This window comes from Anaerolineae bacterium, from assembly GCA_011176535.1.
Taxonomy (GTDB): Bacteria; Chloroflexota; Anaerolineae; order Anaerolineales; family DRMV01; genus DUEP01.
In genome coordinates, this window is sequence record DUEP01000005.1 from 21316 (window position 1) to 44894 (window position 23579).

The 23579-nt window shown below is 60.8% G+C and carries 25 protein-coding genes and 1 pseudogene; 10 read left to right on the forward strand and 16 right to left on the reverse strand.

Annotated elements, in window-relative coordinates; genetic code table 11:
• Positions 1 to 11: 11 nt before the first annotated feature.
• The gene (locus G4O04_01155) at positions 12 to 965 is read right to left on the reverse strand and encodes an aldo/keto reductase (protein HEY57149.1); all 954 of its coding nucleotides are present in this window, start codon (positions 963 to 965) and stop codon (positions 12 to 14) included.
• 168 nt (positions 966 to 1133) lie between these two features.
• Here G4O04_01155 and greA point away from each other — a divergent pair, with 168 nt between their 5' ends.
• The gene (gene greA / locus G4O04_01160) at positions 1134 to 1610 is read left to right on the forward strand and encodes a transcription elongation factor GreA (GenBank protein HEY57150.1); all 477 of its coding nucleotides are present in this window, start codon (positions 1134 to 1136) and stop codon (positions 1608 to 1610) included.
• A gap of 83 nt (positions 1611 to 1693) precedes the next feature.
• On the opposite strand, the gene G4O04_01165 is transcribed toward greA, so the two are convergent.
• The 4 genes from G4O04_01165 to dprA all read right to left on the reverse strand — a co-directional run bounded on the left by G4O04_01165 (position 1694) and on the right by dprA (position 7480).
• On the reverse strand, positions 1694 to 2728 hold the full coding sequence (locus G4O04_01165; GenBank protein HEY57151.1) for a hypothetical protein: 1035 nt from the start codon (positions 2726 to 2728) through the stop codon (positions 1694 to 1696).
• A 128-nt stretch (positions 2729 to 2856) separates the two neighbouring features.
• Positions 2857 to 5154, reverse strand: a complete 2298-nt coding sequence (topA, locus tag G4O04_01170; protein ID HEY57152.1) for a type I DNA topoisomerase — start codon at positions 5152 to 5154, stop codon at positions 2857 to 2859.
• 53 nt (positions 5155 to 5207) lie between these two features.
• Positions 5208 to 6314, reverse strand: a complete 1107-nt coding sequence (locus G4O04_01175; GenBank protein HEY57153.1) for an NTP transferase domain-containing protein — start codon at positions 6312 to 6314, stop codon at positions 5208 to 5210.
• Positions 6311 to 7480, reverse strand: a complete 1170-nt coding sequence (gene dprA, locus G4O04_01180; GenBank protein ID HEY57154.1) for a DNA-protecting protein DprA — start codon at positions 7478 to 7480, stop codon at positions 6311 to 6313. Before dprA ends, G4O04_01175 begins: the two co-directional genes overlap by 4 nt.
• Positions 7481 to 7668: 188 nt before the next feature.
• On the opposite strand from dprA, the gene rplU reads away from it, so the two are divergent.
• The 9 genes from rplU to G4O04_01225 all read left to right on the forward strand — a co-directional run bounded on the left by rplU (position 7669) and on the right by G4O04_01225 (position 12866).
• Positions 7669 to 7986 carry a 50S ribosomal protein L21 gene (gene rplU / locus G4O04_01185; GenBank protein ID HEY57155.1) on the forward strand — a complete coding sequence of 106 codons (318 nt, stop codon included), beginning with the start codon at positions 7669 to 7671 and terminating at the stop codon, positions 7984 to 7986.
• A gap of 23 nt (positions 7987 to 8009) precedes the next feature.
• The gene (rpmA, locus tag G4O04_01190) at positions 8010 to 8273 is read left to right on the forward strand and encodes a 50S ribosomal protein L27 (GenBank protein ID HEY57156.1); all 264 of its coding nucleotides are present in this window, start codon (positions 8010 to 8012) and stop codon (positions 8271 to 8273) included.
• A gap of 30 nt (positions 8274 to 8303) precedes the next feature.
• Positions 8304 to 8777: a 50S ribosomal protein L31 gene (rpmE, locus tag G4O04_01195; protein ID HEY57157.1), complete on the forward strand. Its 474-nt coding sequence runs from the start codon at positions 8304 to 8306 to the stop codon at positions 8775 to 8777.
• A gap of 110 nt (positions 8778 to 8887) precedes the next feature.
• Entirely contained in the window at positions 8888 to 9190 is a 303-nt protein-coding gene (locus G4O04_01200) for a hypothetical protein (GenBank protein HEY57158.1), read from the forward strand.
• Between the two features lies 1 nt (position 9191).
• On the forward strand, positions 9192 to 9917 hold the full coding sequence (locus G4O04_01205) for a twitching motility protein PilT (GenBank protein ID HEY57159.1): 726 nt from the start codon (positions 9192 to 9194) through the stop codon (positions 9915 to 9917).
• A complete protein-coding gene (gene sfsA, locus G4O04_01210) occupies positions 9914 to 10633 on the forward strand; it encodes a DNA/RNA nuclease SfsA (GenBank protein ID HEY57160.1) in 720 nt (239 codons plus the stop codon). The genes G4O04_01205 and sfsA overlap by 4 nt, the downstream gene beginning before the upstream one ends.
• Positions 10634 to 10695: 62 nt before the next feature.
• Complete coding sequence (locus tag G4O04_01215) at positions 10696 to 11313, forward strand: CDP-alcohol phosphatidyltransferase family protein (GenBank protein HEY57161.1); 618 nt, start codon at positions 10696 to 10698, stop codon at positions 11311 to 11313.
• 72 nt (positions 11314 to 11385) lie between these two features.
• Positions 11386 to 12288 (forward strand): lysophospholipid acyltransferase family protein, encoded by a 903-nt coding sequence (locus G4O04_01220; GenBank protein HEY57162.1) that lies wholly within the window; start codon positions 11386 to 11388, stop codon positions 12286 to 12288.
• A complete protein-coding gene (locus G4O04_01225) occupies positions 12285 to 12866 on the forward strand; it encodes a phosphatase PAP2 family protein (GenBank protein ID HEY57163.1) in 582 nt (193 codons plus the stop codon). Before G4O04_01220 ends, G4O04_01225 begins: the two co-directional genes overlap by 4 nt.
• 130 nt (positions 12867 to 12996) lie before the next feature.
• Here G4O04_01225 and G4O04_01230 read toward each other — a convergent pair whose 3' ends face one another.
• The 11 genes and pseudogenes from G4O04_01230 to sufC all read right to left on the reverse strand — a co-directional run bounded on the left by G4O04_01230 (position 12997) and on the right by sufC (position 23518).
• On the reverse strand, positions 12997 to 13332 hold the full coding sequence (locus G4O04_01230; protein ID HEY57164.1) for a non-heme iron oxygenase ferredoxin subunit: 336 nt from the start codon (positions 13330 to 13332) through the stop codon (positions 12997 to 12999).
• A 3-nt stretch (positions 13333 to 13335) separates the two neighbouring features.
• Positions 13336 to 13737: an SUF system NifU family Fe-S cluster assembly protein gene (locus tag G4O04_01235; protein HEY57165.1), complete on the reverse strand. Its 402-nt coding sequence runs from the start codon at positions 13735 to 13737 to the stop codon at positions 13336 to 13338.
• A 20-nt stretch (positions 13738 to 13757) separates the two neighbouring features.
• Complete coding sequence (locus G4O04_01240) at positions 13758 to 15005, reverse strand: cysteine desulfurase (protein HEY57166.1); 1248 nt, start codon at positions 15003 to 15005, stop codon at positions 13758 to 13760.
• 10 nt (positions 15006 to 15015) lie between these two features.
• Positions 15016 to 15342 carry an MjaI family restriction endonuclease gene (locus G4O04_01245; protein ID HEY57167.1) on the reverse strand — a complete coding sequence of 109 codons (327 nt, stop codon included), beginning with the start codon at positions 15340 to 15342 and terminating at the stop codon, positions 15016 to 15018.
• Entirely contained in the window at positions 15335 to 16603 is a 1269-nt protein-coding gene (locus G4O04_01250) for a site-specific DNA-methyltransferase (GenBank protein HEY57168.1), read from the reverse strand. The genes G4O04_01245 and G4O04_01250 overlap by 8 nt, the downstream gene beginning before the upstream one ends.
• Positions 16600 to 17907 (reverse strand): annotated as a pseudogene (locus G4O04_01255) (class I SAM-dependent methyltransferase). The gene G4O04_01250 and the pseudogene G4O04_01255 overlap by 4 nt, the downstream one beginning before the upstream one ends.
• Positions 17908 to 18176: 269 nt before the next feature.
• Entirely contained in the window at positions 18177 to 19361 is a 1185-nt protein-coding gene (locus G4O04_01260) for an aminotransferase class I/II-fold pyridoxal phosphate-dependent enzyme (GenBank protein ID HEY57169.1), read from the reverse strand.
• A 263-nt stretch (positions 19362 to 19624) separates the two neighbouring features.
• Positions 19625 to 19906: a hypothetical protein gene (locus G4O04_01265; protein ID HEY57170.1), complete on the reverse strand. Its 282-nt coding sequence runs from the start codon at positions 19904 to 19906 to the stop codon at positions 19625 to 19627.
• A 78-nt stretch (positions 19907 to 19984) separates the two neighbouring features.
• A complete protein-coding gene (gene sufD / locus G4O04_01270) occupies positions 19985 to 21322 on the reverse strand; it encodes a Fe-S cluster assembly protein SufD (GenBank protein HEY57171.1) in 1338 nt (445 codons plus the stop codon).
• A 9-nt stretch (positions 21323 to 21331) separates the two neighbouring features.
• Complete coding sequence (sufB, locus tag G4O04_01275; GenBank protein HEY57172.1) at positions 21332 to 22738, reverse strand: Fe-S cluster assembly protein SufB; 1407 nt, start codon at positions 22736 to 22738, stop codon at positions 21332 to 21334.
• 15 nt (positions 22739 to 22753) lie between these two features.
• Entirely contained in the window at positions 22754 to 23518 is a 765-nt protein-coding gene (gene sufC, locus G4O04_01280) for a Fe-S cluster assembly ATPase SufC (protein HEY57173.1), read from the reverse strand.
• Positions 23519 to 23579 lie beyond the last annotated feature (61 nt).

The window sequence follows — 23579 nt, forward strand, 5'->3', positions numbered from 1 at the left end:
CCTGGCCTCTCTCACCGCTGGATGGCCTCGCTGGCCCGGTCCAGGGCAGCCACCTCGTCTTCGGTCAATCGCCAGCCCAGGGCGCCCGCGTTGCTTTGCGCCTGGGCCGCGTTTTTCGCCCCAGGGATGGGCACCGCGCCCTTGCACATCACCCAATTGAGGGCAACCTGGGCGGGTGTCTTGTTCCCGTGTCCCTGACCGATTTCGCGCAGCAGGCCGATCAAAGGCTGCAGACGCTCCAAAAAGGCCCGGGGGGAGCGCCGTCGCCTCGCCCCTGGCGGCGGATTGTCGGGCGTGTACTTCCCGGTCAGCAACCCTTTGCCCAGCGGGCTGTATGCAATCAGGGTAATGCCCTGTTCCCGGCAATATGCCAACAAGCCCTCTTGCTCCGGTTTGCGATGCAACAGGCTGAACTCCACCTGATTGGAGGCCAACGGCAGACCCATCTCTTCCAAAATGGCCTGGGCGCGCTTGGTTTGCGAGAGGTTGTAGTTGGACACACCGGCCGCACGCGCTAGCCCTGCCTGCACCGCCTCGCCCAAAGCCCGCACCCACACATCCATCGAGCGCGGCGGGAAGGGCCAGTGAATTTGATACAAATCCACCTGAGACAGGCCTAGGCGTTGCAAACTTCCTTCCAGCGCGCGCCTCAAAGCCTGGGGGCGCCACCGCCAGGGATATGGGAAAAACTTCGTCGCGATGACGGGGCGCGGTCCGTCTTCCGGAAGATCCGCCAGAAACTGGCCCAAAAAACGCTCCGATCGCCCGTTGCCATAGACCTCGGCGGTGTCGAAGAACAACACCCCCTCCTCTATGGCTACACGAAAGGCTTCTGCGATGTCCGCCGCGGTGTACGCCCGTCCGTACCCCCAAAAAAGGCGATCTCCCCAGGCCCAGGTCCCCAGGCCCAGAGGAGGGATGCGCACCTCTGTCTTCCCTAAAGGGATGTGTGGCTCTCCAGCCATGTCCGGCTCCTCCAACGCCCTGCGTCATGGGGTTGCTCTGATTATACATGGATTTCAAACAGAAACCCAGCCAAGTCGAGCAACCCATCGCCAAATCTACCCAAAACCCCGGCCTTTGAGTAAAATAGGAGATCCCTCGTCAATCAACACACTGGGCAAGGAGCGAAAATGAGCGCGAACAACGAGCGCCCCTACCTGACTCCCGAAGGGGCTCAACAGCTCAGAGAAGAACTGGAATACCTCAAAACCGTGAAGCGCCAGGAACTGGCCGAGCGTCTTCGCCAGGCCATCCAAATGGGCGATCTCTCGGAGAACGCCGACTACATCGCCGCCAAAGAAGAGCAAGGCTTCCTGGAAGGGCGCATTCAAGAACTGGAAACCCTGCTGCGGCGGGCCATCATCATCGAAAACAACGGACAGAAGGACACCGTGGACCTGGGCGCCACGGTGACCATTCAACAGGAAGGCTATCCGCCGGAGAGTTACACCATCGTAGGTCCCACCGAGGCCAACCCCGTGGAGGGCCGGATTTCCCACGAATCCCCCATCGGGAAGGCCCTGCTGGGGCACAAAGCCGGCGATGTGGTGGAGATCACCACCGCTTCCGGCACCTCCAGGGTCACCATCCTCCAGGTGGAATTTTAGCCTCTCCCAGCGTCTCAAAGGCGAAAAGCGCCCCGTACCTTGGGGCGCTTTTGTTTTGCCACGCCATTCGTGCTCCAGTGGGGCTAACTTTCCTCCTCTTCCTCCGCCGATTCCTTGCGCCAAACCGCCAGGTCCAGCGAGAGGCGCTCAAAATAACTGTGCTCCGGCAAGGCCCCCTCACCATAGGCCATATCCACCACGCGGGCGACCAACTGTAAGGTGGCCGTCTCCAACACCAGGGTCTGCCCCGGTTCGGCCAACACCAGTTCGCCCTTGGTGGCCAGCCGTTGCCGGGTTGCCTCGTCGTTGAAGGCATGTTCGCTCATCAACACCTTGGTCACCGTCTGGATGTCGTTCTTATCGAACAGCCAGACCTCAAAGGCGCTGACCTTCTTCGGCTCGCCCACGCCGATGGTGTCGGCGATGCCCACGCCGCACTCGCCCAAGAATTCCCCGGTAGGCGAGTCCACGCTATAGGATTCGTCAAACAAATCGTCCCCTTGCACATAAGTCGAGTTGAACTGGGCCAGCGGCGGCTCACGTCCTTCCGCAGCGAAGTCCGTGGATTCCAACTCGTTGGCAATTTGCTTTTCCCATTCCATCGGGGTGGCCGGCTCCCGTGGCGAGGCGATCCGTTGCCGCACCATGAAAATTATCGCCGCCACCACGGCCAGCAGCACCAGAAGTCCTACCAGGATGAGGAAAATGCCCAAAATCCCCAGCCGGCCCTTCTTCGCCGCAGCGGCGGGCGTGGCCTGGTCGCCCGGTTGTTCACCCTGGGTTCCGGCGGCGACAATGGCCGCGAAACTTTCTATCTGGGCCGGGTTTTGCTTCCCCGGGTTCTGCCGCAGCATATCCAGCACCTGGGGGGCCTTGTCTCCCAGGGCCTGGTAACGCTGTCGGGCCAGGTCGGCATCCTGGTTCAGCACATATGAGTCCACCGCCATACGCAGATAATCGACCTGGTAGTCCGCGCGCAAATGAGCGGGGGCAGCATTGGTCCATTTCACCGGCCATAGCCACCACCCCAAGACCACCAATCCGATAAACAACCCGACCACAAAAGCCAGACCAGCGACGACCGCGGGGCGGTTCAAGAGGGCTTTCAACTTTTCCATGGCTCCACGCTCCTGTGTGGTGAAAGACTGCTTACAGCGAGGCTCTTCCCTGTGCTTCCTTTATTGTAGACCAATTTAGAGGGCAACGCAAATGACGCCGTCCTCAGCATTGCAAAATCCATGCCAACTCAATCGGTTGCCGGTGTCTCTTGAGGCGTGGTTTCGCTTGGGAGTTCGTCCAGGGCAAAGGTGGCCTCGCAAGAGAGGCACCGGGCCTGGCGCTTGTTGGCCTGCACCAGAAGCCCGCCACATTCAGGGCACGGCGTGGGCAGCGGTAACTTCCACGAAGTGAAGTCGCACTTGGGATAGTTGGAGCAGCCGTAGAACACCCGCCCACGGCGCGTCCGCCGACGCACCAAATCGCCGCCGCATTGGGGACACTTAACCCCGATTTTCTCCAACCACGGCTCGGTGTAGCGACACTTGGGGAAGTTGCTGCAACTGATGAACTTGCCGTAGCGGCCCCAACGCACCACCAACTCGCCGCCGCATTTGGGGCACTTACGCCCGATGGGCTCCGGCCCCTGTTTGTTTTCGGGCATTTTCTCTTCGGCTTTCTTGACTTTGGCGCTGAATGGCTCATAGAACTCGCGCACCACCTCCACCCAGGGGCGCTCACCAGCGGCAATCCGATCCAAATCTTCTTCCATGCGCGCCGTAAAGCCCACATCCAACACATCGGGGAACCATTCCACCAGCAGGTCGTTGACCAGCCGCCCCGTCTCGGTGGGGATGAGCCGTTTGCCCTCGCGGCGCACATAGCCCCGCTGCTGCAGGGTGGAGAGGATGGGCGCATAGGTCGAGGGCCGTCCGATGCCGTACTCCTCCAGGGTGCGCACCAGGGTCGCATCTGTGTAGCGCGGCGGCGGCTGAGTGAAATGCTGCTCGGGAATAAGCCGCACCAGGGTTTGAGGCTGCCCTTTCTGCAAATCCGGCGGAATGTCCCCGGTATCCCCATTGGCTTCCTTGCTGTCCTCGTCTTTGGCTTCTTCATACACGACCAGAAAACCGGGGAAGCGCAGCACCGACCCGGTCGCCCGCAGCAAATAGGTATGTTCGCCCTCCTTGCCGGTGATTTCCACCGTGAGCGTATCGTAAAGCGCCGGGGCCATCTGCGACGCCACAAAACGCGCCCAGATGAGTTTGTACAGCCGGTACTGGTCACGGGTGAGGTAAGGCTTGATCTTCTCCGGCGTGCGGTACACCGAGGTGGGACGAATGGCTTCGTGAGCCTCCTGTGCCCGTTGGGCCCGGGTGCGGTATCTGGGCGGTTTATCCGGCAGGAACTTTTCGCCGTGCTGCTCACGAATGAAGCGCCGCGCTTCTTTCTGCGCCAGCGTGGAGACATTGGTCGAATCGGTGCGCATGTAGGTGATCAGACCCGTGGTGCCGCCCTCGCCCACATCCAAACCCTCGTACAACTGTTGGGCGATGGACATGGTGCGCTGTGCCGTGAAGCCCAGGCGGCGGGAAGCCTCTTGCTGCATGGTGCTGGTGGTGAAAGGAGCACTGGGACGGCGGCGGCGCTGCCCCGGCTGCACCTTGGTTGTCACATACGAAGCCTTTTCCATGCTCTGCAGCACAGGCTGCACCTCGGCCTCGCTGCCCAACTCCGGCTCCTGCCCATCGAGGCGCACCAGGCGGGCGACGAAGGTCTTGTCCCTCCCCTCGGGGCGGAACTCGGCGGCAATCGTCCAGTACTCCTTGGGGACGAACTGTTCGATTTCCCGCTCGCGCTCGACGATAAGCCGCAGCGCCACCGACTGCACCCGCCCGGCCGAAAGGCGCCCTCGCACCTTGCGCCACAACAGGGGGCTGAGGCTGTAGCCTACCAGGCGATCCAGAATGCGGCGGGCTTGTTGAGCGTTGACCAGGTGCATGTCAATGCCCCGCGGATGGGCAAAGGCCTCCTCGATGGCCGGTTTGGTGATCTCATGGAAAACCACCCGCTTGACACGCTGGGGGTCCATTTCGGCTGCTTCCATGAGATGCCAGGCGATGGCCTCGCCTTCCCGGTCGGGGTCTGTGGCCAGGTAGATCTCCTCGGCTTTCTTGGCCAATTCCTTGATTTCCTTGACCACCGGCCGTTTCTCATTGGGCACGCGGTACTTGGGCTTGAAGCCGTGCTCCACATCCACGGACAACTGCGAACGCAGCAAGTCACGCACATGCCCCACCGAGGCCTTGACCGTGTAGCCTTTTCCCAAATATCGGCCCACGGTGCGGGCCTTGGCCGGCGACTCGACAATGACCAACTTTCCTTTGCCTCGCGACTCCCGACGCTTCTTCTTTGTCTTTGGTGGTGGGGTCAGCCCCTCATGGGCCGGCGTACGGCCCATCCGAAAAAGCGTCGTGCCGCACACCGGGCAGGTCCCTTTCGTGGCCGGCGTGCCCGAGGCCGTAAACGTCGGTGTGGGGTCCTGCATTTCGCGCTTGGTTTTGCACTTGACACAATAGGCTTCCAAGGTTGCCTCCCTGTCTAAAGATATCGATCTTCGCCCTGGTCACGCAACTGCCTGACCACTTCACGCACGCGTTGCGCCTGCTCCCGGGAGCAGATCAGCATGACATCACCCGTATCCACCACAATGAGATCACGGACACCAATGGTCACAATAAGGCGTTCCACTTCAGAGCCCACCAGATCGTTGGTGTACACCAAGACACCCTCGCTGTCCAGGCTGATGTGCTTGCCGCCAAAATTCAAATTTCCTGCCTCATCCGGTGTCAGTATCTCAAAGAGAGACTCCCAACTACCCACATCACTCCAGCCCACACCCCCGGCCGGGATCACCGCCACCTGGCGGGCCCCCTCCATCACCCCGTAGTCCACGGTCTGTATCTCCAGGCCGGGCCACACCYTTTGAATGACCTGCTCGCGCTGRGGTGTGGCCCACGCCCSCTCGATYTCGAGCAATCCYTSGTACAACCYGGGCATCTGGCGYTGGATCTCAGCCAAAATGGTCTCCRCCCGCCAGACGAACATCCCCGAATTCCAGGAGTGGCCGCCCTGGGCCAGCATCGCCTCGGCCTGCTCGCGCGGCGGCTTCTCTTTGAAGCGCYGGACCCKATACGCCTCCAGRCCCTCGTARGTRCCCAGAGACTCCCCTCGTTGGATGTAGCCGTATCCGGTGGCGGGATAAGTAGGCGTGATGCCCAGGGTGRCCAGMAAGCCCTCCTGAGCCACTTCGTAGGCGGCCCGGAGCAACTGCTGAAAGCGTCCGACATTCCGCACGAAGTGGTCCGAAGGCAACACCGCCATCACGGCCTCGGGGTCGCGCTGTTTCAGTGCCACGGCCGCCAAACCTACCACCGAGGCCGTACCGCGCGGGGCCGGTTCCAGCAAATAATTCGCCGGGGGAACCTGAGGAGCTTGCTGCTGGAGGGCGGCGGCCTGGTCTTCCACGGTGACCACAAAAATCTGCTCCGGCGCGAAGAGCCCCTGCAATCGGGCTACCGTGGCCTGAAACAGAGTATCCCCTCCCAAAATGGCCAGCATCTGTTTTGGCCGGGCGCGGCGGGAAAGCGGCCACAGCCGCGTGCCGCCGCCACCTGCCATGATCACAGCGTAGTAGTGGGGCTTCATACCTCCTCCACACGGTACGAGGTTCCTGCTTCGCCCAGGCGCACATAACTCATGCTGCCCACCTGGCGCACCAGACCTTTAAGTTCCAACAGGGCCAGCGTGGCCAGTACTTCCTGCACTGGCAGGCCCGCCTGGGCGCTGAGGTCATCCACATGCACCGGTTCGGCGCCCAGGAACTTGAGCACCTGCTGCTCGCTGGGCGACACTTTCAGCACCCGCCGGGCCTCCCGCCGCACGGGCAGTAGGGACAACTCCAACGCCTCCAGCACCTCCTGGGGGCGCAGCAGCGGGCGGGCGCCTTGCTGGATCAGCCAGTTGGTTCCCTGGCTCTGAGGCGCGTAAATGCTTCCGGGCACGGCAAACACCTCGCGGCCCTGGTCGGCGGCAAAGGAAGCGGTGACCAACGCACCACTTTTCATCCCGGCCTCGACGATCACCACCGCCAGCGCCAGCCCGGAGATGATCCGGTTGCGGGGCGGGAAGTTGGCACCTTCCGGCGGGGTTCCCGGCGGATAATCGGAAACCAAGGCCCCGTGCGTCAAAATACGTTCAGCCAGGCGACGGTGCTCCGGGGGATAAATCCGATCCACCCCCGAACCCAACACAGCGATGGTGCGTCCGCCGACCTCCAACGCAGCCTTGTGGGCCAGGCCATCCACCCCGCGGGCCAACCCACTGACCACCGTCACGCCGTGGCGGGCCAGCGTCTCGGCCACCTCCAAAGCCACCTGGCGGCCATAGGGCGTGACTTTGCGGGTGCCCACCACCGCCACGGCCCAATCGTCCTCGGGGCGCAACGCGCCGCGGATATACAACACAGGGGGCGACTGAGGGATATGCCGCAGGCGCTGGGGATACTCCTCATCTTCCCAGGTGAGCACCCGAATGCCCTGCGCCTCCCAACGGGCCACCAAACCGGGCAAATCCACCGTGGCCCGTAAACGCACCAGGCGGGCGACCAACTCAGCCGAAAGACCGGCCTCCCGCCAGCGGGCAGGAGGCGCCTCCCAGGCGGCCCGCAGGCTGCCAAAGGTCTCCTGCAAGCGACGAAATCGCGCCGGGCCAATCCCTTTGACCAGATGAAACCCCACCCAACACAGGCGCTCGTCCTCCACCGCCCCTCCCTCGAGCCAGCCTCTATTATAATGAAGCAACGCGGGCAGCATACCACACCCTCAGCCTCCATGTCAAGCACAAAGGAGAGATTTTCATTGACACACCTGCCGCTCCCCAGTATAATGGGGCGGCCCTGAGCGCAGGCATGCTGTGCCTCAGGGGGGTTGTATTCCAACTTCCCCGTTGCGTGGCCCATTTTGGCGACGGCAACGGCGAAGTGAAGTCTGGAGGAATCCGTATGAAATATGCTATCATCGAACAAGGCGGCAAACAATACAAAGCCGTCCCCGGCAGCACCATCGAGGTCGACCGCCTTCCCCTTGAGGAAGGGAGCGCCATCGAACTCGATCAGGTGCTGCTGGTGGCCGACGGGGAGCAAATCCTCGTGGGCGACCCCGTCGTGGCGGGAGCCAAGGTCAAAGCCATGGTCGATGCCCACATCAAAGGGCCAAAGATCATCGTCTTCAAGTACAAACCGCGCAAGCGCTACCGCCGGAAGAAAGGCCATCGCCAGCAATACACCCGCTTGCGCATCCAGGATATTGTGGTCGGGTAATCCCAAGGGTAAGGAGTGGAGTTATGGCTCACAAAAAAGGTGGCGGTTCCAGCCGCAACGGTCGAGATAGCGAATCCAAACGCCTGGGTGTGAAGAAATTCGGCGGTGAGTTCGTTCGGGCGGGCAACATCCTGGTTCGCCAGCGGGGCACCAAGATTTACCCAGGCGCCAATGTGGGCATGGGGAGCGATTACACCCTGTTCGCCAAGATTGACGGCGTGGTGGTTTACAAAACCATCCGTGGCAGACGCAAACAGGTCAGTGTGCTCCCCCTGGCGGAAAACTAACTCCTCGATGTTCAACGGGAAGGAAGAGATATGAAACAGGGAATTCATCCAAAGTGGTACCCTGATGCGAAGGTCATCTGCGCTTGCGGCAACACCTGGACCACGGGCGCCACGGTTCCGGTGATTCACACCGATGTGTGCTCCAAATGTCATCCTTTCTTCACGGGCGAGCAGCGCATCGTGGATACAGAAGGCCATGTGGATCGCTTCCTGCGTCGCCTGGAGGCCCACAAGAGGTATGTGGCCGAGCAAGAGGCGCGCAAGGCAGCCCGCACCTCCCCCGAGCGGCCCTTGACCGATTTCGGCCTGAGCAAGCGGGCGGTGGACGCCCTGGCCAAGGCAGGCATCACCAAGGCCGGCCAGGTGCTCGAAAAACTAGCCGAGGGGCCCAAGGCCCTGTTGGAGATCGAAGGGTTTGGCCACAAGTCGCTGGTGGACCTGAAAAAAGCCCTGCGCCGCGAGGGCTACGAACTGTCCCCTGAGGCCGATGAAGTGGTGGCCTGAATCTATCCGGGAAAACCAACCCCGCGGAGGGAGATATTCCCTCCGCTTTTTCTTTCCTCCTCTGGCGCCAAAATCGGTATAATAATCCCAAACGCCGGGACAACCGACCGATGAGTATCCTTCAGGTGCGCCCTTTTCTTTACCAAATCCAACTGCTGGGGGTCAACGCCTACCTGTTGGTGGATGAAGACGACCTCACCCTGATGGCCTTCTACCTTCCCCACCACGGCATTCTCTTTGCCGGGGAGGCCACCCGCCATCGGCGCGGGCAGATGGTGGTCTCCCACAGGATCAACACCTGGGAGCAAGAGCAAGCTTGCCGCTCGACCCGCCGTCTAGCCGAGTTGCGTCCCATCCTGGTCTGTCCGGGCTATCGCTGCGTTGTTCACCGGCCTCACCTGCCCCTTTGCTAACATGACCCAAGCCCTCTTTCGGCTCTACGGCATCCTGGAAGACTTCCTCCCCGCCCAGCAGCGCGGGAAGGTCATCCCCGTCACCTTTAGCGGCCCCCAATCAGTGAAGCACCTGCTGGAAGGGCTCGACGTGCCCCACCCCGAAATCGGCCAGGTGTACGCCAATGGGCAGCCCGTTTCCCTGGATTACCTGGTCCGCCCAGGGGACTACATCGAAGCCCACCCCACCCCCAACGGTCATCCCGGCACCGAGGACATTCGCTTCGCCCTGGACGGCCATTTGGGACGGCTGGCCGCTTACCTGCGCCTTCTGGGTTTCGACACCTGGTATCAACCCCAGGTGGATGACCCCGAACTGGCGCAACGGGCCGCGGCAGAGGAGCGCATCCTGCTCACCCGCGATCGGGACCTGCTCAAACGGAAAATTGTGCGCCATGGCTACTGGATACGCCATCTGAAGCCCGAAGCGCAACTCCGCGAAGTGGTGGAACGATTCGCCCTGCGCGAACATGCCCGGCCCTTCCAGCGATGCCTGGCCTGCAACGGCCTGTTGGAGCCCGTGCCCAAAGCGGAGATTGTGCACCTGCTCCAGCCCCTGACCAAACGATACTTCGACGAGTTCCACCGATGCCCCCAATGCGGGCGCATTTACTGGCAAGGCTCTCATTACCAACGCCTGGAGCGCCTGGTCAACGCCATCCTCATCCCCAAGGACAGGTCATCGTGAAACTTCCTTTGCTTCGCTCGGCGGCTTTCCTGCGGCGCGTCAACCGTTTTCGCGCCGAGGTGTTCATCGATGGCTCCTATGCCGCCGCCCATGTGCCCAACTCCGGGCGCTTGACGGATCTGCTTCGGCCCTATGTGCCGGTGTATGTGCACCCCGCCACCAGACCGGGGCGCAAGACGGCTTACGATTTGCTCCTGGTGCAATACACCGATCAGGTGTTGGTGTCCATCGACGCCCGCCTGCCCCCCAAATTGTTTGCCGAAGCGCTCCCCACCGGTCTGTTCGACGGCTGGTTGAGAGCCCCCGGAGACCAATGGGAGGTGCAAACCGAACCGGCCCATGGAGAGGGCCGCCTGGACCTGTACCTGAGCGGTCCTCAAAACAGCGCCTGGTGGATCGAAACCAAATCAGTCACCCTGGTCAATCGCGGCGTGGCCTTGTTTCCCGATGCACCGACCGCCCGGGGCCGCCGCCACCTGGCCGATCTATGTGCCCTGGCACAGCGTGGTCAGCGGGCGGCGGTCATCTTCCTTGTGCAACGGCCCGACGCCGAATCCTTCGCCCCGCATCCGGAAGCCGACCCCAAATTCCCCGCCGTGCTCCAACAGGCGGCGGATTGTGGCGTCGCGGTGCACGCCTACACCTGCCGGGTGAGTCTCACCCACATCGAAATCGAGCGCGCAATCCCGGTCTCCCTGACGCCCCCTCGCGATTGAGCCAACCCCGGAAAATGTGTTAAACTAACCACCCAAACCTTTCTTGGAGTGGCAAGAGACCTATGGCCAACACCATCACCCTGCTTCGCTTTCCCCTGCTGTTCCTCTATGTCGCCCTTCTTTACTACGGGAACTTCACCGTCCGCCTCTGGTGCGTGCCTTTCATCCTCTTGATCATCCTTATGGACTCGGTGGACGGCATCATCGCCCGCGCCCGGGGGGAAACCAGCCTGCTGGGTTCGGCCCTGGATATCGCCACCGATCGCACGCTGGAAGTGATGTTGTGGGTCGTTTTTGCCCACCTGCGGCTCATCCCCGTCATCGTTCCCCTGATTTTCATCGTGCGCGGCACCACGGTGGACGCTATCCGTGCCGTGGGCATGAGCAGCGGCAAACCGCCTTTCGAGCAGTTACGCTCGCCCCTCAGTCGCTTTCTGGTGGCCTCACGCTTCATGCGCAGCAGTTTCGGCTTCATCAAAGCCATGGCTTTCGCCCTGCTCACGGCCGACCTGGCCTTGCACACCCCCAACGCACCCTGGACCTCCTGGCAACACCCCATCCATGTGTTGGCGCTGGCGTTCACCTGGGCCGCCGTGCTCTGGTCGCTGGCCCGGGGCATTCCGGTCCTGGCCGAAGGGGTCAGTTTGCTCAAAGAACCTCCCCAGGGGGCGGCACATTGACGTCCGGCGCAGCCACGCCCTGAGCCTCCATGGGGAATCATCGCACCATCTTCCCTCAAAGGATTGCCCCATATGGATCTGCAAGCCTTCACCAACAGCCGCTACGGTGTTGCTTTGGCACTCTTTCTGGCGCGCAGTTTGCCGCCCTGGGCGGGCTATTGGGTAGGCCGCCGACTGGCCAATTTGATCTATCGGTTCCGCCACTCGACCATCGTGCAGGCGGTACGGGTGAACCAGTATGTGGTTTCCAGGGGCAAACTACGCGGTGCCGCCCTGGAAGCGCGCGTGCGCCAAGTGCTCCACCACGGGGCTCGTTGCCAGTACGACTTCTACCATTACCTGGCCGACCCCCAGGCCATTCGGGCCAAAGTGCACCTCGACGAAAAGGCTCTCGACCTGATCCAACGCTCCCAAAAGGCCCAACGAGGCGTGGTCGTGGTGGCGCCCCATTTGAGCAACTTCGACCTGGGCATGCTGGCCATGGGCTACAGCGGCTTGCAGGCGCTGGTCCTGGCCATTGCCTCCCCCACCAGCGGCTACCAATGGCAAAACGAAATTCGCCAACGCAGCGGCCTGGAGGTGACCCCCATTGGCCCAGACACGTTGCGGGACGCCCTGCGTCGGCTACGCCAGGGGGGCGTGGTCGCCACCGGGGTGGACCGTCCGGTACCGGGCAAAAAAGAGACGCTCACTTTCTTCGGACGGCCGGCGGCCCTCCCTGTGGGCCACGTGCGCATGGCCATGGACGCCCAGGTACCCATTCAGGTGATCAGCATCTCGATGACGCCTGACGGGCAATACCACCTCCGCCTCTCCGAGCCCATCGAAATGGAACAAACAGGCGATCGCAAACGCGATATCCGGGCCAACGCCCAGCAGGTGCTGGCCGAGGTCGAAGCACACATCTGCCAACACCCGGAGCAATGGCTGATGTACTACCCAGTTTGGCCCGATGCTCTGCAGGAGCTGACATGAACGGAACAGGCTGGATGCTCCTCGGCGGGACGCTGTTCGTGCTGGGTCTGGCCCATCGTCTGCCGGTGGCGGCGCAGGCCGACACCCGCCTCTTCGTTCTCCTCCATCGCCCCCTGAGCCGAGGGCGCTGGCCTCGCTTTTTCCGTGTGCTCTGGCTGTGGGGCACCTCCCCACCCACCCTGGCCTTTCTCCTGGTGCTGGCGTGGCGGTTGAGGCCCTGGTGGGCCGCGCCGGCGATCTACCTGCTGGCCGCCGCCGGAGAGCGGGCCGTCAAGTTGACTTTGCGCCGACCACGCCCCTTCCGCGCTTTGCCCGAGGCCCACCTGCAGCAGCCGCGCGTGCCCCACGACCCATCCTTCCCCAGTGGCGATGCATTGCGGGTGTGGTTCCTGACGCTGACCCTCAGCGCAACGTTTCCCGGCCAAACCTGGTTGCCCCCGCTGCTCGCTCTCCTGGCCTTACTGGTCTCGCTGGGACGCATCGCCTTGGGAGCGCACTACCCCCTGGATGTGCTGGCCGGGAGCGGGTTGGGGCTTTTGTCCGGGGGCGCTGTGTTGTGGCTCCTGGGGATGGGATGATCCCCCGGGGAGCGCCCTGCCCCAGGGTTCAGATCCAACCCCCAAGTCCGGCAAACTGAACCCGTGGGAAACGAACCGTCCCCTGGGAGGGGACTCCTCCCAGGGGCTGTTGCTCGTTCCCCTCCCGGCATCAGGTTGCCTCTTCAGGAACGCCGACGAACACTTTACCGTTCTCGACGCGCACCGGGTAGGTGGCAATGTCCACCACGGCCGGCGGCGCGAGCACCTTGCCCGTGCGAATGTCAAAACGGGCAAAGTGGCAGGGGCAGATGATCTCGTACCCCTCCAGATCCCCTTCGCCCAGGGAACAATCCTCGTGGGAGCAGGTGTCGTCCACGGCGAACAATTCACCGCTCACATTGAAAAGCGTGATGAGAAACCCCTCGATTTCGAGCAGCAACCGCTCTCCCGGGGGGATCTCATCCAGAGAAGCTACCTCATAAAAAGTATACCGTGTCTCAGCCATGGCTCACTCCACCAAATCGTCGCTGACTTGCTCCTTGCTCAACCCATACACCCCAGCCTTGAGCACTTTCAGGGGCAGCAAAGCACACTTTAAGCGCACCGGGCCCAACTGAATGCCCAGCAAAGCGAGGATGTCCTCTTTGGTCAGGGCTTTGAGCTCATCCAGGGTTTTACCTTGAATGTGCTCCATGAGCAAATCGGCCGAGGCCTGGGAGATAGTGCAACCGTGACCATCGAAGCGGGCAGCCCGGACCCGCCCCTGTTCATCTACCTGCAGTTCGATATGGATATGATCCCCACAGGTGGGGTTGTCGTCTTCAAACACAATGTCATGGGGATCGAGGCGCCCACGAAACCGGGGATTTTTGTAGCGGTCGATGATCACTTCGCGGTACAAGTCTTCCATAAAAGCCTCCGAGGGGAAATTTAGCCAAACATCTCTTTGACCTTGTAAAGGGCATCCATCAGTTTATCTACTTCCTCCGGCGTGTTGTACAGATAGAAACTGGCGCGCGCGGTGGCCAGAACACGGAACTGCGCGTGCAAGGGCTGGGCACAGTGATGACCGGCCCGCACAGCAATACCGTAGTAATCCAGCACCTGGGCCACATCATGAGGATGGGCCTCCTCAAGCCAAAAGGCGAACACGGCGCCTTTGTGCTCGATATCCGGACCAAAGATGCGCAGGCCGGGCACCTCGCGCAGTCGCTCCAGAGCATAAGCGCCAATGGCGTGCTCATAGGCGGCGATTTTGTCCATGCCAATCGCATTCAGGTAGTCGATGGCCGCGCCCAGACCCACCGCCTCAGCGATGGGAGGCGTGCCCGCCTCAAACTTATGCGGCACTTCATTGGCCACGAAGGAGCGCAGTTCCACCCGCCGGATCATGTCGCCGCCCCCCAGGAAAGGCGGCATGGTTTCGAGCAAATCGCGACGGCCATAGAGCACACCCACGCCCGTAGGCCCCAGCATCTTGTGCCCCGAAAAGGCCATAAAATCTACACCCAAGGCCTGCACATCCACCGGCACATGGGGGACCAACTGGGCGCCATCCAGCAACACCACCGCCCCAGCCTCATGGGCCTGACGGGTGATCTCCGCCGCTGGGGTGATGACTCCCGTGACATTGGACATGCCGGAAAAAGCCACCATCTTGGGCTCCATGGCCAACAGGCGGGGCAAGGCGTCCAGATCGAGCAGCCCTTCCGGGGTGACGGGCATAAACTCCAGGCGAATGTCGCGCTCGGCAGCGAGGATCTGCCAAGGCACCAGGTTGGCGTGATGCTCCATTTCGGTGAGCAGCACCACATCGCCCGGTTGGAGGTTGGCGCGGCCCCAGGCATAGGCCACCAGGTTGATGGCCTCGGTGGCGTTGCGCACAAAGACGATCTCGCGGGGAGAAGCCGCGTTGATGAAGCGCGCCACCTTCGCCCGGGCTTCTTCATACGCCGCGGTAGCCTCTTCGGCCAGCGTATGGATGCCGCGATGGATATTGGCGTTGTGATGAAGGTAGAAATCCGCGACGGCCTCGACCACCTGGCGCGGCTTCTGGCTGGTGGCCGTGGAATCCAGGTAAACCAAGGGCACCCCAGGGCGCACCTCACGCTGCAACACCGGGAAATCCTGCCGAATGCGGGGCACATCAAGGATAGCGGAGAAATCAGGTTTGGGCATAGGGCCTCCTTTAGAAACCGTAGAATGCATCACACAGTGCCAGGTTGTGGATGTAGGCAATACAGTCCTCCAAAGTCACCTCTTCGATTTCTGCTCGAACCACCTCGGTTACTTTGACGAACAAACGCTCACCCAGAGAGTGCAAATAGGCCTGCGGCGAAAGCGGAACACCTCGGTGTTGAAGCATTTCAGCCAGCCGCTGGTAATAGGCTTGTTCCCACTCTTCTTCGGTGCGTGGGGCCGCCTCACGAATCCACTCGGAAACCGGGCCCACACTGCGCTTTTTGTTCAACCCCCAACGGTTGGTAGCCATGTTGAGAATCCACTCTTTAGCCATGTCTTCCATTCCCTCGTTGTTGCCGCTCCTGCCATAGCGTGGCAAAACGACGAGACAACCGGTGGGCTTCGCCGCTGGGTCGGGCCAGCCCCGCTTTCAACAAATAGGCATTGACGAAAATCCGATTCTTCAAATACACATAGGCTCGTACCTGTTCGGATTTCTCAACAGCGTGCTCGGGGGCGTCGAACTTGAGGAACACCTGTTTGCCATACAAATAACGCTGCGCATAAGCCGCAAACCCCTCGCTATCCGTGACCTCAACTCCCAACAGCCTTACCCGCAGGTCCGTGTCGAGGACCAGGGTCCCATCCGCCTCAGCACGGCGCACCCGATAAAGCGCCTTGGGGCCAAAGCGTAATTTATCTGGCGAGACCTTTGGTCTGGCATCCTGGATGCGAGGCGTATAATCCACCGGTGGCAAAGGGGGGTTTTCGTGACGGACTTCGAAACGCATATGCGGCCCAAACATGGGCGAAACCACGGCAGCCAGACGCTGCCGAATGACCTCCACAAAACGAGGATTGATTTCATACCCCACAGTATTTCGTCCCAAGCGTACCGCCTGCTCTAAAGTAGTGCCACTACCCGCGAAGGGATCCAACACCGTTTCGCCCACAAACGAGAACATGCGAATCAACCGCCGGGGCAATTCAGGCGGGAACACGGCTTCGTGCTCCACCTGGCGGGCCCCACCAAAGGCCCAATGAGCACTAAAGTAAGTTTTCCACTCCTCTTTGCTCAATTGGGAGGCCTCCTTGACCTCTGCAGGTACACGCAGGCTTCGCCCAGGCTTTTTGAAAAGGAGAATGTACTCGTAGTCAATTTCCACAATGCCATTCGGTGGGAAGGGATACGACCCCATGACCGTAGCCCCACCCGTAGTGTTCATGGTGGTGCGCTTTTGCCAGATAATAGCGCCCAGGTAATCGAAACCGATTTGCTCGCATTGAGCAATCACCTCGGCATGCAACGGGATGACCTTGTAACGCCCATAAACAACGGAACGAGCAAATTGATCGCCGATGTTGATGCATAACCGGCGACCTGGACGCAACACACGGAAAGTCTCGGCCCACACACGATAAAGGTCCCGCAAATACTCATGCAGGCTTTGCCCATAGCCCAACTGGCCCGGTACACCATAATCCTTGAGATGCCAATAGGGCGGCGAAGTGACCACCAGATCAATGCTGCTATCGGCCAGTTCGGGCATCACGCGGCTATCCGCCTGCACAATCCGAATTTCGAGGCTGCTCAATCTTCCTCCCGATAATACCGGTCTTCCCGCGTCCAGGAGAGGCCGCTGGGAGCGCCCTTAGATTTTACCAGCAGCGTCTGGTATACCTCGTGGCGCCCTTTCGCAAAATTGTGCGCCGACCCCGACATGAACAACCGCAATATGCGGTAGGTCGTCTCGTCAGCGATGCTCACCGCTTCTTCGTGGTGAGCATCTAGGCGGTGCACCCAGTGGCGCAGGGTAAGTGCGTAGTGCTCCCGCAGGCTTTCCACATCACGGACCTCAAAACCCACTTCCTGCGCCGCCTGGAGGGTCAGCCAGATGGGAACCAACTCCCCGTCGGGGAAGACCTAGCGATCGCTGAAAGTGCCTCGTTGCCAGGGGCGATTAGCGTTACGGGCGATAGCATGGTGAGGAACACGCTGCCCGGCTTGAGAAGGCGATACGCCTGCTGGAAGTACACGGGAAGCACCTCCTCGCCCACATGCTCGAACATGCCCACGCTGACCAGTTTGTCGAAAGCTTCCACTTCATCCATTTCGCGGTAATCGCGCAGTTCCACGCGTGCCTTGCCTTTCAGGCCCTCACGGCGGATCCATTCTTGCGCCCAACGATATTGGTTCTCGCTCAAGGTGATCCTCACCGCTTCTACACCGTAATGTTTGGCCGCATGGATGACCAGCGCTCCCCAACCGCAACCGATGTCCAACAATCGCTCACCAGGTTGCAAACACCACTTGCGGCAAATGTAATCCAGTTTCTACTCCTGAGCGGTATCAATGTCTTCCTCACCGGTGCGAAAGTAAGCGCACGAATAGACCATATTCCTGTCCAACCACAAGGCATAGAACTCACTGGGCACATCGTAGTGATATGCGGATAGCCTCCCGGTCGCGTTGGATGCTGTGCCGCTTGCCGCGCAAGCGGGCCATCCGCCAACGCCGGATTTCGGGCCTGAGCCGGCGATGCAACATGCGCAAAAGGCGAGCCTTTTCTCCCAAGCGATCGGCGACCGGGAACACGGCAAAGATATCTCCTTCGATGTTAAAATCGTCGTAGATGTACGCTTCCCTCAGTCTCAAATCGCTGGACACATCGCTGAACATCCGCCGCAAGGCGGCCGCATGTTTGAGCACCAATGTAAAGGCCGGGCTCTCGGTCTCGTCGGGCCATTCGCTTCCGTCCCAAAAACGCACGGCCAAGGGACGCGGGTACAAAGGGGCAAACAGAGCCTCCAAAAACTTTTGCGCGCTCTGCAGCTGAAGAGGCCCTGATCTGGGTAGCCATCTTTTTCCTCCTCTTTCCTCAACACTGCCGCGGTTCATAACAAATCCCCCACACGAAATATACCACCGCCCAGCGAAGAGTTCAACCAGTCGCCGACCGGGGCCAAGTAGTTCTTTTCCGCCAGGGGCACCCTCCCTTCCCACCGGGGGAAAGCACGCCAACCGAGAGCCACAAGCCGCGCCTGGCCTCAAACCCCATCAAGCCCACCACAACAATGCAAAGCAAGCCCTCCCCGCCGAGCCCCCACCTCCGGAAAGCCCGAGGCGGCCTGCTCCTGGTGGAGCAAGCCGCCCACACAGCCTCGCCCTCAGCCAATCAGGCCCAACTCCCAGCCCACCTTGTGGAAAACCTCCAGCACCCGGTCCAACTGGGCGTCGGTGTGGGTAGCCATGTATGAGGTGCGCAACAGGCTCCTGTTGGGCGGTACGGCCGGGGGCAGCACCGGATTGACGAACACCCCTTCCTCGAAAAGCCGTTTCCAGAGGAAGATGGTTTTCATGTCATCGCCCACGATGATGGGGACGATGGGCGTTTCGCTGTTGCCCGTATCCCACCCCATGGCGGAAAGTTCGCGCTTCATCCGGCGGGCGATCTGCCACAAGCGCTCCCGGCGCTCCGGCTCCTCTTTCATGATCTGTAACGCCGCCCGCGCTGCCGCCACATTGGCCGGAGGGATGCTGGCACTGAAAATCATCGAGCGACCAAAATGCTGGATGTAATGCACCACATCCGCATCCCCCGCGATGAAGCCGCCCAACGAGGCGAAGGACTTGCTGAAGGTGCTCATGATAAGGTCCATCTCATCGGTCAGGCCAAAATGGGCCGCGGTGCCGTTCCCTTGAGGGCCCAGGACGCCCATGCTGTGCGCGTCGTCCACCATCAGGCGGGCGCCGTACTTGCGGCAAAGACGCACCAACTCCGGTAGCGGGGCAATATCGCCGCCCATGCTGTACACGCCATCCACCACCACCAGACGCCCATGCTCTGGATTAGCTTTCTGGAGCACCCGCTCCAGATCGGCCATGTCGTTGTGCCTGAAGCGCAGAATCCGCCCTTGAGAGAGCACCGAGCCATCCACGATGCTGGCGTGGTCGTCCCGGTCCAGGATCACGGTATCGTGCCGTCCGACCAGCCCCTGAATGGTGCCCAAATTCGTCTGGTAGCCTGTGCTGAACACCAAAGCCGCCTCTTTGCCCACGAAATCGGCCAATTCCTCTTCCAGTTCCTTATGCAACCGCAGCGTGCCGTTGAGGAAGCGGGAACCGGTGTTCGAGGTGCCGTACTTGCGGATGGCTTCGATGGCCGCTTCGCGCACCTTGGGGTGCGTGGTCAACCCCAGGTAATTGTTGGAGCCACACATGATCAGCCGATGACCTTTGTAGGTCACTTCGGTGCCTTCGTTTTCGTCCAGGGGGATGAAGTAGGGATAATACCCGGCGGCCATGGCCTCCTTGGCCTCGGTAAACTCGGCCACTTTGGCGAACAAATCCACACCAGGCCAGGAAGATGAATGCGTCATCATTCCACCTCCTCGATTGCAGGATGAGCCCCGGACATGAAACGTTTGCTGTATATGATACCGTAAAACGCGAATTTTTTCGCCTCTTTCGGATCATGGCGAGGGATTTGGGCTACGGCACGCTCGCATGCTTGGATCCCATCCTCTGCATGCTCCCGGATTTTCTTACTTCAACTTCGGATTCGTGACGCAAAAACCGCGACCCCTGGCGCTTTCCAGGGGCCGCGGGGGAACGATCACTTCCGTCGTCGGCGCCGCCGCGCCGGACGAATTTGCTTCGAGTGCTGCGGGCACCAAAGCACTCGATCCGGGACCATCCAGCCGTCGGTCAGATAGACATTGCGCTGAAACTGCACGGCCACCATCTTTTCATCCGCCTGCACCACAACCCCCTCCAGCCAGCCCCGAGTGCGTTGTCCCTGGTCGTCGTCATGGTCGCAGTACACTTCCACCTTGTCGCCGACCTGGAAGAGATGCTCTTCCTCGGGGGGCGATGAGAAGACCACCTTGCCAGGCATAAACGCCACCTCCTCAAAAAGGATCCGCGCAAAGGATGGCTTACCCAGCCCATCCCGGGCCGCGCAGTCGCCCCAATTCTACCCCATCTTGGTCGTGATGGCCTGTTGGAAACGCTCCCGCACGCCTTCAAAGGGAATACGCTGCATGATGGGGTCAAAGAAGCCCTCCACGATGAGCCGCAAGGCCTCTTCTTCCGGGATGCCCCGCGAACGCAGGTAGAACATCTCTTCGGGGTCCACCTTGCCCACCGTGGCGCCATGGGTGCAGCGCACATCGTCGGCCTTGATCTCCAAGCCGGGGATCGAGTCGGCCCGCGCGTGAGGGCTGAGGATCAGGTTGCGATTGGCCTGATAGCCATCGGTGCCTACGGCGCCAGGAGCCACATAGATCATCCCTTGCCAGACGGAGCGACTGCGGTCCTTGAGCGCGCCTTTGTAGAGCAGGTCGCTGGTGGTGTAGGGTGCCAGGTGGTTCTGCTGGGTATCATGGTCCAGGTGCTGCACGCCATCAGTGAAGTAAAAACCCGATACGCGCGCCGTAGCGCCCGGCGCCACCAGGTCCACATCGGTGAAATTCTTGGTCAGATGGCTACCCAGAGCGCCAAACACCCAGTCCAGGGAGGCATCCCTTCCCACGCGGGCCCGCTCGTGGGTAAAGTGCCACATGTGCTCGCCCCAGGATTGCAGTTCCACGAAGCGCAGGCTGGCGCCGTCGGCCACAACAATCTCCACGATGCCCGCGTGGAAGGCCGGCTCATCCTCCGTGGGCGAGGCGCTTTCGTGCACATAAGTCAACGAAGCGCCTTCATCAACCCAGATGACCACATGGTCGATATAGGCCATTCGCGCGCCGGGCCCCCAAACCAGGGTGTGCAGGGGTGCCGTCACCTCTACCCCTTTGGGCACATAGACGAAAACTCCGTTGCGCGCCAAGGCAGCCGCCAGAGCGGCAAATTTGCCTTCTTCGGGGCGCACTACCCGCCCCAACACCTGCATAAGCAACTCGGTGTGCTTCTGCTCGGCAGTGGCCAGATCCACAAACAGCACCCCCTGGGCTTCCAAATCGGGGTCCATGTGCCGCTCCACCCCGTGCGGGGAGAGCACCAGGTGTCCCCCGTGGCGGTCACCCACCAGGGGGCGGGTCAATTCCTTAGGGGCCGGGGGCACCCCTTCGAGGTCCGAGGCAGCGGGGAAACGGAAAGTATTTAATTCCAGCCCCGAGATATCCGTGCGCCGCCAGGGCTCGTCCTTGGTGGTGGGCCAGGGGAGCGTCTGAAAGCGCGCCCAGGCCTCTCGTCGGAAAGCGGCCACCGTCTCTGCACCCGCACGGATGTCTTCGGCGTGCCAGGGGATGGTCAAGGCTCCCTTGTGCCGGGAGCGGGCTTTGCGAACGACAACTTTGGCTTTCGCGGTCATGCTCTCTCCTTAGCCTACCGAACCTTCCATTTGCAACTGGATAAGACGGTTCATCTCGATGGCGTATTCCATGGGCAGTTCTTTGACCAGCGGCTCGATGAAGCCCGCCACGATCATCGTCGCGGCTTCCTCTTCGCTCAGACCACGGCTCATCAGGTAGAACAACTGCTCGTCGTTCACCTTGGAAACCGTAGCCTCATGGCCGATGGTCACATCGTCCTCTTCGATTTCCATGTAGGGATAAGTGTCCGACTGGGACTGCGGGTCCAGAATCAAGGCATCGCAGACCACGCTGGACTTGACGCCTGTGGCCCCAGGATACACTTTGAGCAATCCCCGGTACGAAGCCCGACCGCCGTCCTTGGAGATGGACTTGGAGACGATCTTGCTCGTGGTGTTGGGGGCCACATGGATCATCTTGGCACCCGCGTCCTGGTGCTGCCCCTTGGAGGCAAAGGCCATGGAAAGCACCTCACCGTGGGCCCCCTCGCCCAGCAGCACACAGGAGGGATACTTCATCGTCACCTTCGAGCCCACATTGGCGTCCACCCACTCCATGGTAGCGTGCTCGTACACTAAAGCCCGCTGGGTGACCAGGTTGTATACATTATGCGACCAGTTCTGGATGGTGGTGTAGCGGAAACGCGCCCCACGTTTGACGATGACCTCGATGACGCCCGTGTGCAACGAATCGGTGGAGTAGATAGGCGCGGTACAACCCTCCACATAGTGAGCCTGAGCGCCCTCATCGATGATGATCAGCGTGCGCTCGAATTGCCCAATATTGGCCGCGTTGAGGCGGAAGTAAGCCTGCAAGGGCAAATCCACCTTCACCCCCGGCGGCACATAGACGAAAGAGCCACCGGACCACACGGCGCTGTTCAACGCGGCGAACTTGTTATCGGTGTAAGGCACCACGGTGCCAAAATACTCCCGAAACAGGTCAGGGTGGTCGCGCAGACCATCCTCAATGCTCTTGAAAATGACGCCCTGCTGTTCCAGGGATTCAAGCACCCGATGGTAAACCATCTCTGACTCGAACTGAGCACCCACACCGGCCAAGAACTTGCGCTCGGCCTCGGGAATGCCCAAACGCTCAAAGGTCTCCTTGATCTCCTCAGGCACCTCATCCCACGAACGCCCTTCCCGGTCCGTGGGCTTGATGTAGTAGTAAATGTCGTCGAAATTCAATTTCGAAAGGTCCGCACCCCAATTGGGCATGGGCCGTTCCATAAAGTGTTTGAGCGCCTTCAGCCGGAACTCCAACATCCACTCCGGCTCACCCTTCATGTAAGAAATCTGGCGCACGATTTCTTCATCCAACCCCTTGCGGGCCTTGAACACATAGCGCTCTGGGGTTTTGAAGTCGTAGCGATATTCGTCCAGACCTTCCAGCAGTCGTTCGTCGGTGCTCATGCTCGCCTCCTTGGGCTACGCCGCGCGTTCCCTGACCCACTCATACCCATGCTGCTCCAAATGCTCGGCCAGTTCAGGCCCGCCGGACTCCACAATGCGCCCGTCCATCATGATGTGCACATAATCGGGTCGAATGTAGCGCAAAATGCGCTGATAGTGGGTGATGACCAACACGCCCAAGTTAAGTTTTTCGCGCAAGAGATTGACACCCTCGGATACGGTGCGCAGGGCATCGATATCCAGCCCGGAATCGGTTTCATCCAGGATGGCGATTTCCGGCTCCAGCACCGCCATTTGCAACACTTCTGTGCGCTTCTTCTCGCCACCGCTGAACCCGTCGTTGAGATACCGGCCCGCAAAGTCGGGGGCCATTTTGAGCATCGCCATCCGCTCCATAAGCAATTTGCGGAACTCGGGAATGGAAATCCCCGGATCCTCGGGGTTTTCCACTTTCCGCTTGGCATTCAATGCCGCCCGGAGAAAGTTCGCCACCGTGACCCCCGGAACCGCCACCGGATACTGAAAGGCCAGGAACAGCCCTAATTGAGCCCGCTCCTCCGGTGCCAGTTCCAGAATGTTCTGCCCTTTGAACCACACTTCTCCTTCGATGACCTCATACCCAGGCCGCCCCATCAGGGCGTAGGCCAGCGTCGATTTGCCCGTGCCGTTGGGGCCCATCAAGGCATGCACTTCCCCCTGAGGGACGACCAGATCCACACCTTTGAGGATCTCCTTGCCATCGACTGCGACATGCAAATTGCGAATCACCAGTTCACTCATGGATTTCTTCTCCCTTACAAAGAGTTGACGCCCAATATGCGTCAAAAAATTCATGTTCGTG

Excerpts from the sequence above, each read along its gene's own strand:
- G4O04_01265 (HEY57170.1), bottom strand. The coding sequence starts at position 19,906 with ATGCCTGGCAAGGTGGTCTTCTCATCGCCCCCCGAGGAAGAGCATCTC.
- dprA (HEY57154.1), bottom strand. The coding sequence starts at position 7,480 with ATGCTGCCCGCGTTGCTTCATTATAATAGAGGCTGGCTCGAGGGAGGG.
- rplU (HEY57155.1), top strand. The coding sequence starts at position 7,669 with ATGAAATATGCTATCATCGAACAAGGCGGCAAACAATACAAAGCCGTC.
- greA (HEY57150.1), top strand. The coding sequence starts at position 1,134 with ATGAGCGCGAACAACGAGCGCCCCTACCTGACTCCCGAAGGGGCTCAA.
- sufB (HEY57172.1), bottom strand. The coding sequence starts at position 22,738 with ATGAGCACCGACGAACGACTGCTGGAAGGTCTGGACGAATATCGCTAC.
- G4O04_01240 (HEY57166.1), bottom strand. The coding sequence starts at position 15,005 with ATGCCCAAACCTGATTTCTCCGCTATCCTTGATGTGCCCCGCATTCGG.
- G4O04_01155 (HEY57149.1), bottom strand. The coding sequence starts at position 965 with ATGGCTGGAGAGCCACACATCCCTTTAGGGAAGACAGAGGTGCGCATC.
- G4O04_01200 (HEY57158.1), top strand. The coding sequence starts at position 8,888 with ATGAGTATCCTTCAGGTGCGCCCTTTTCTTTACCAAATCCAACTGCTG.
- G4O04_01215 (HEY57161.1), top strand. The coding sequence starts at position 10,696 with ATGGCCAACACCATCACCCTGCTTCGCTTTCCCCTGCTGTTCCTCTAT.
- rpmA (HEY57156.1), top strand. The coding sequence starts at position 8,010 with ATGGCTCACAAAAAAGGTGGCGGTTCCAGCCGCAACGGTCGAGATAGC.
- G4O04_01165 (HEY57151.1), bottom strand. The coding sequence starts at position 2,728 with ATGGAAAAGTTGAAAGCCCTCTTGAACCGCCCCGCGGTCGTCGCTGGT.
- G4O04_01230 (HEY57164.1), bottom strand. The coding sequence starts at position 13,332 with ATGGCTGAGACACGGTATACTTTTTATGAGGTAGCTTCTCTGGATGAG.
- G4O04_01235 (HEY57165.1), bottom strand. The coding sequence starts at position 13,737 with ATGGAAGACTTGTACCGCGAAGTGATCATCGACCGCTACAAAAATCCC.
- sufD (HEY57171.1), bottom strand. The coding sequence starts at position 21,322 with ATGACCGCGAAAGCCAAAGTTGTCGTTCGCAAAGCCCGCTCCCGGCAC.
- sufC (HEY57173.1), bottom strand. The coding sequence starts at position 23,518 with ATGAGTGAACTGGTGATTCGCAATTTGCATGTCGCAGTCGATGGCAAG.
- G4O04_01225 (HEY57163.1), top strand. The coding sequence starts at position 12,285 with ATGAACGGAACAGGCTGGATGCTCCTCGGCGGGACGCTGTTCGTGCTG.
- G4O04_01220 (HEY57162.1), top strand. The coding sequence starts at position 11,386 with ATGGATCTGCAAGCCTTCACCAACAGCCGCTACGGTGTTGCTTTGGCA.
- topA (HEY57152.1), bottom strand. The coding sequence starts at position 5,154 with ATGCAGGACCCCACACCGACGTTTACGGCCTCGGGCACGCCGGCCACG.
- G4O04_01205 (HEY57159.1), top strand. The coding sequence starts at position 9,192 with ATGACCCAAGCCCTCTTTCGGCTCTACGGCATCCTGGAAGACTTCCTC.
- rpmE (HEY57157.1), top strand. The coding sequence starts at position 8,304 with ATGAAACAGGGAATTCATCCAAAGTGGTACCCTGATGCGAAGGTCATC.
- G4O04_01245 (HEY57167.1), bottom strand. The coding sequence starts at position 15,342 with ATGGCTAAAGAGTGGATTCTCAACATGGCTACCAACCGTTGGGGGTTG.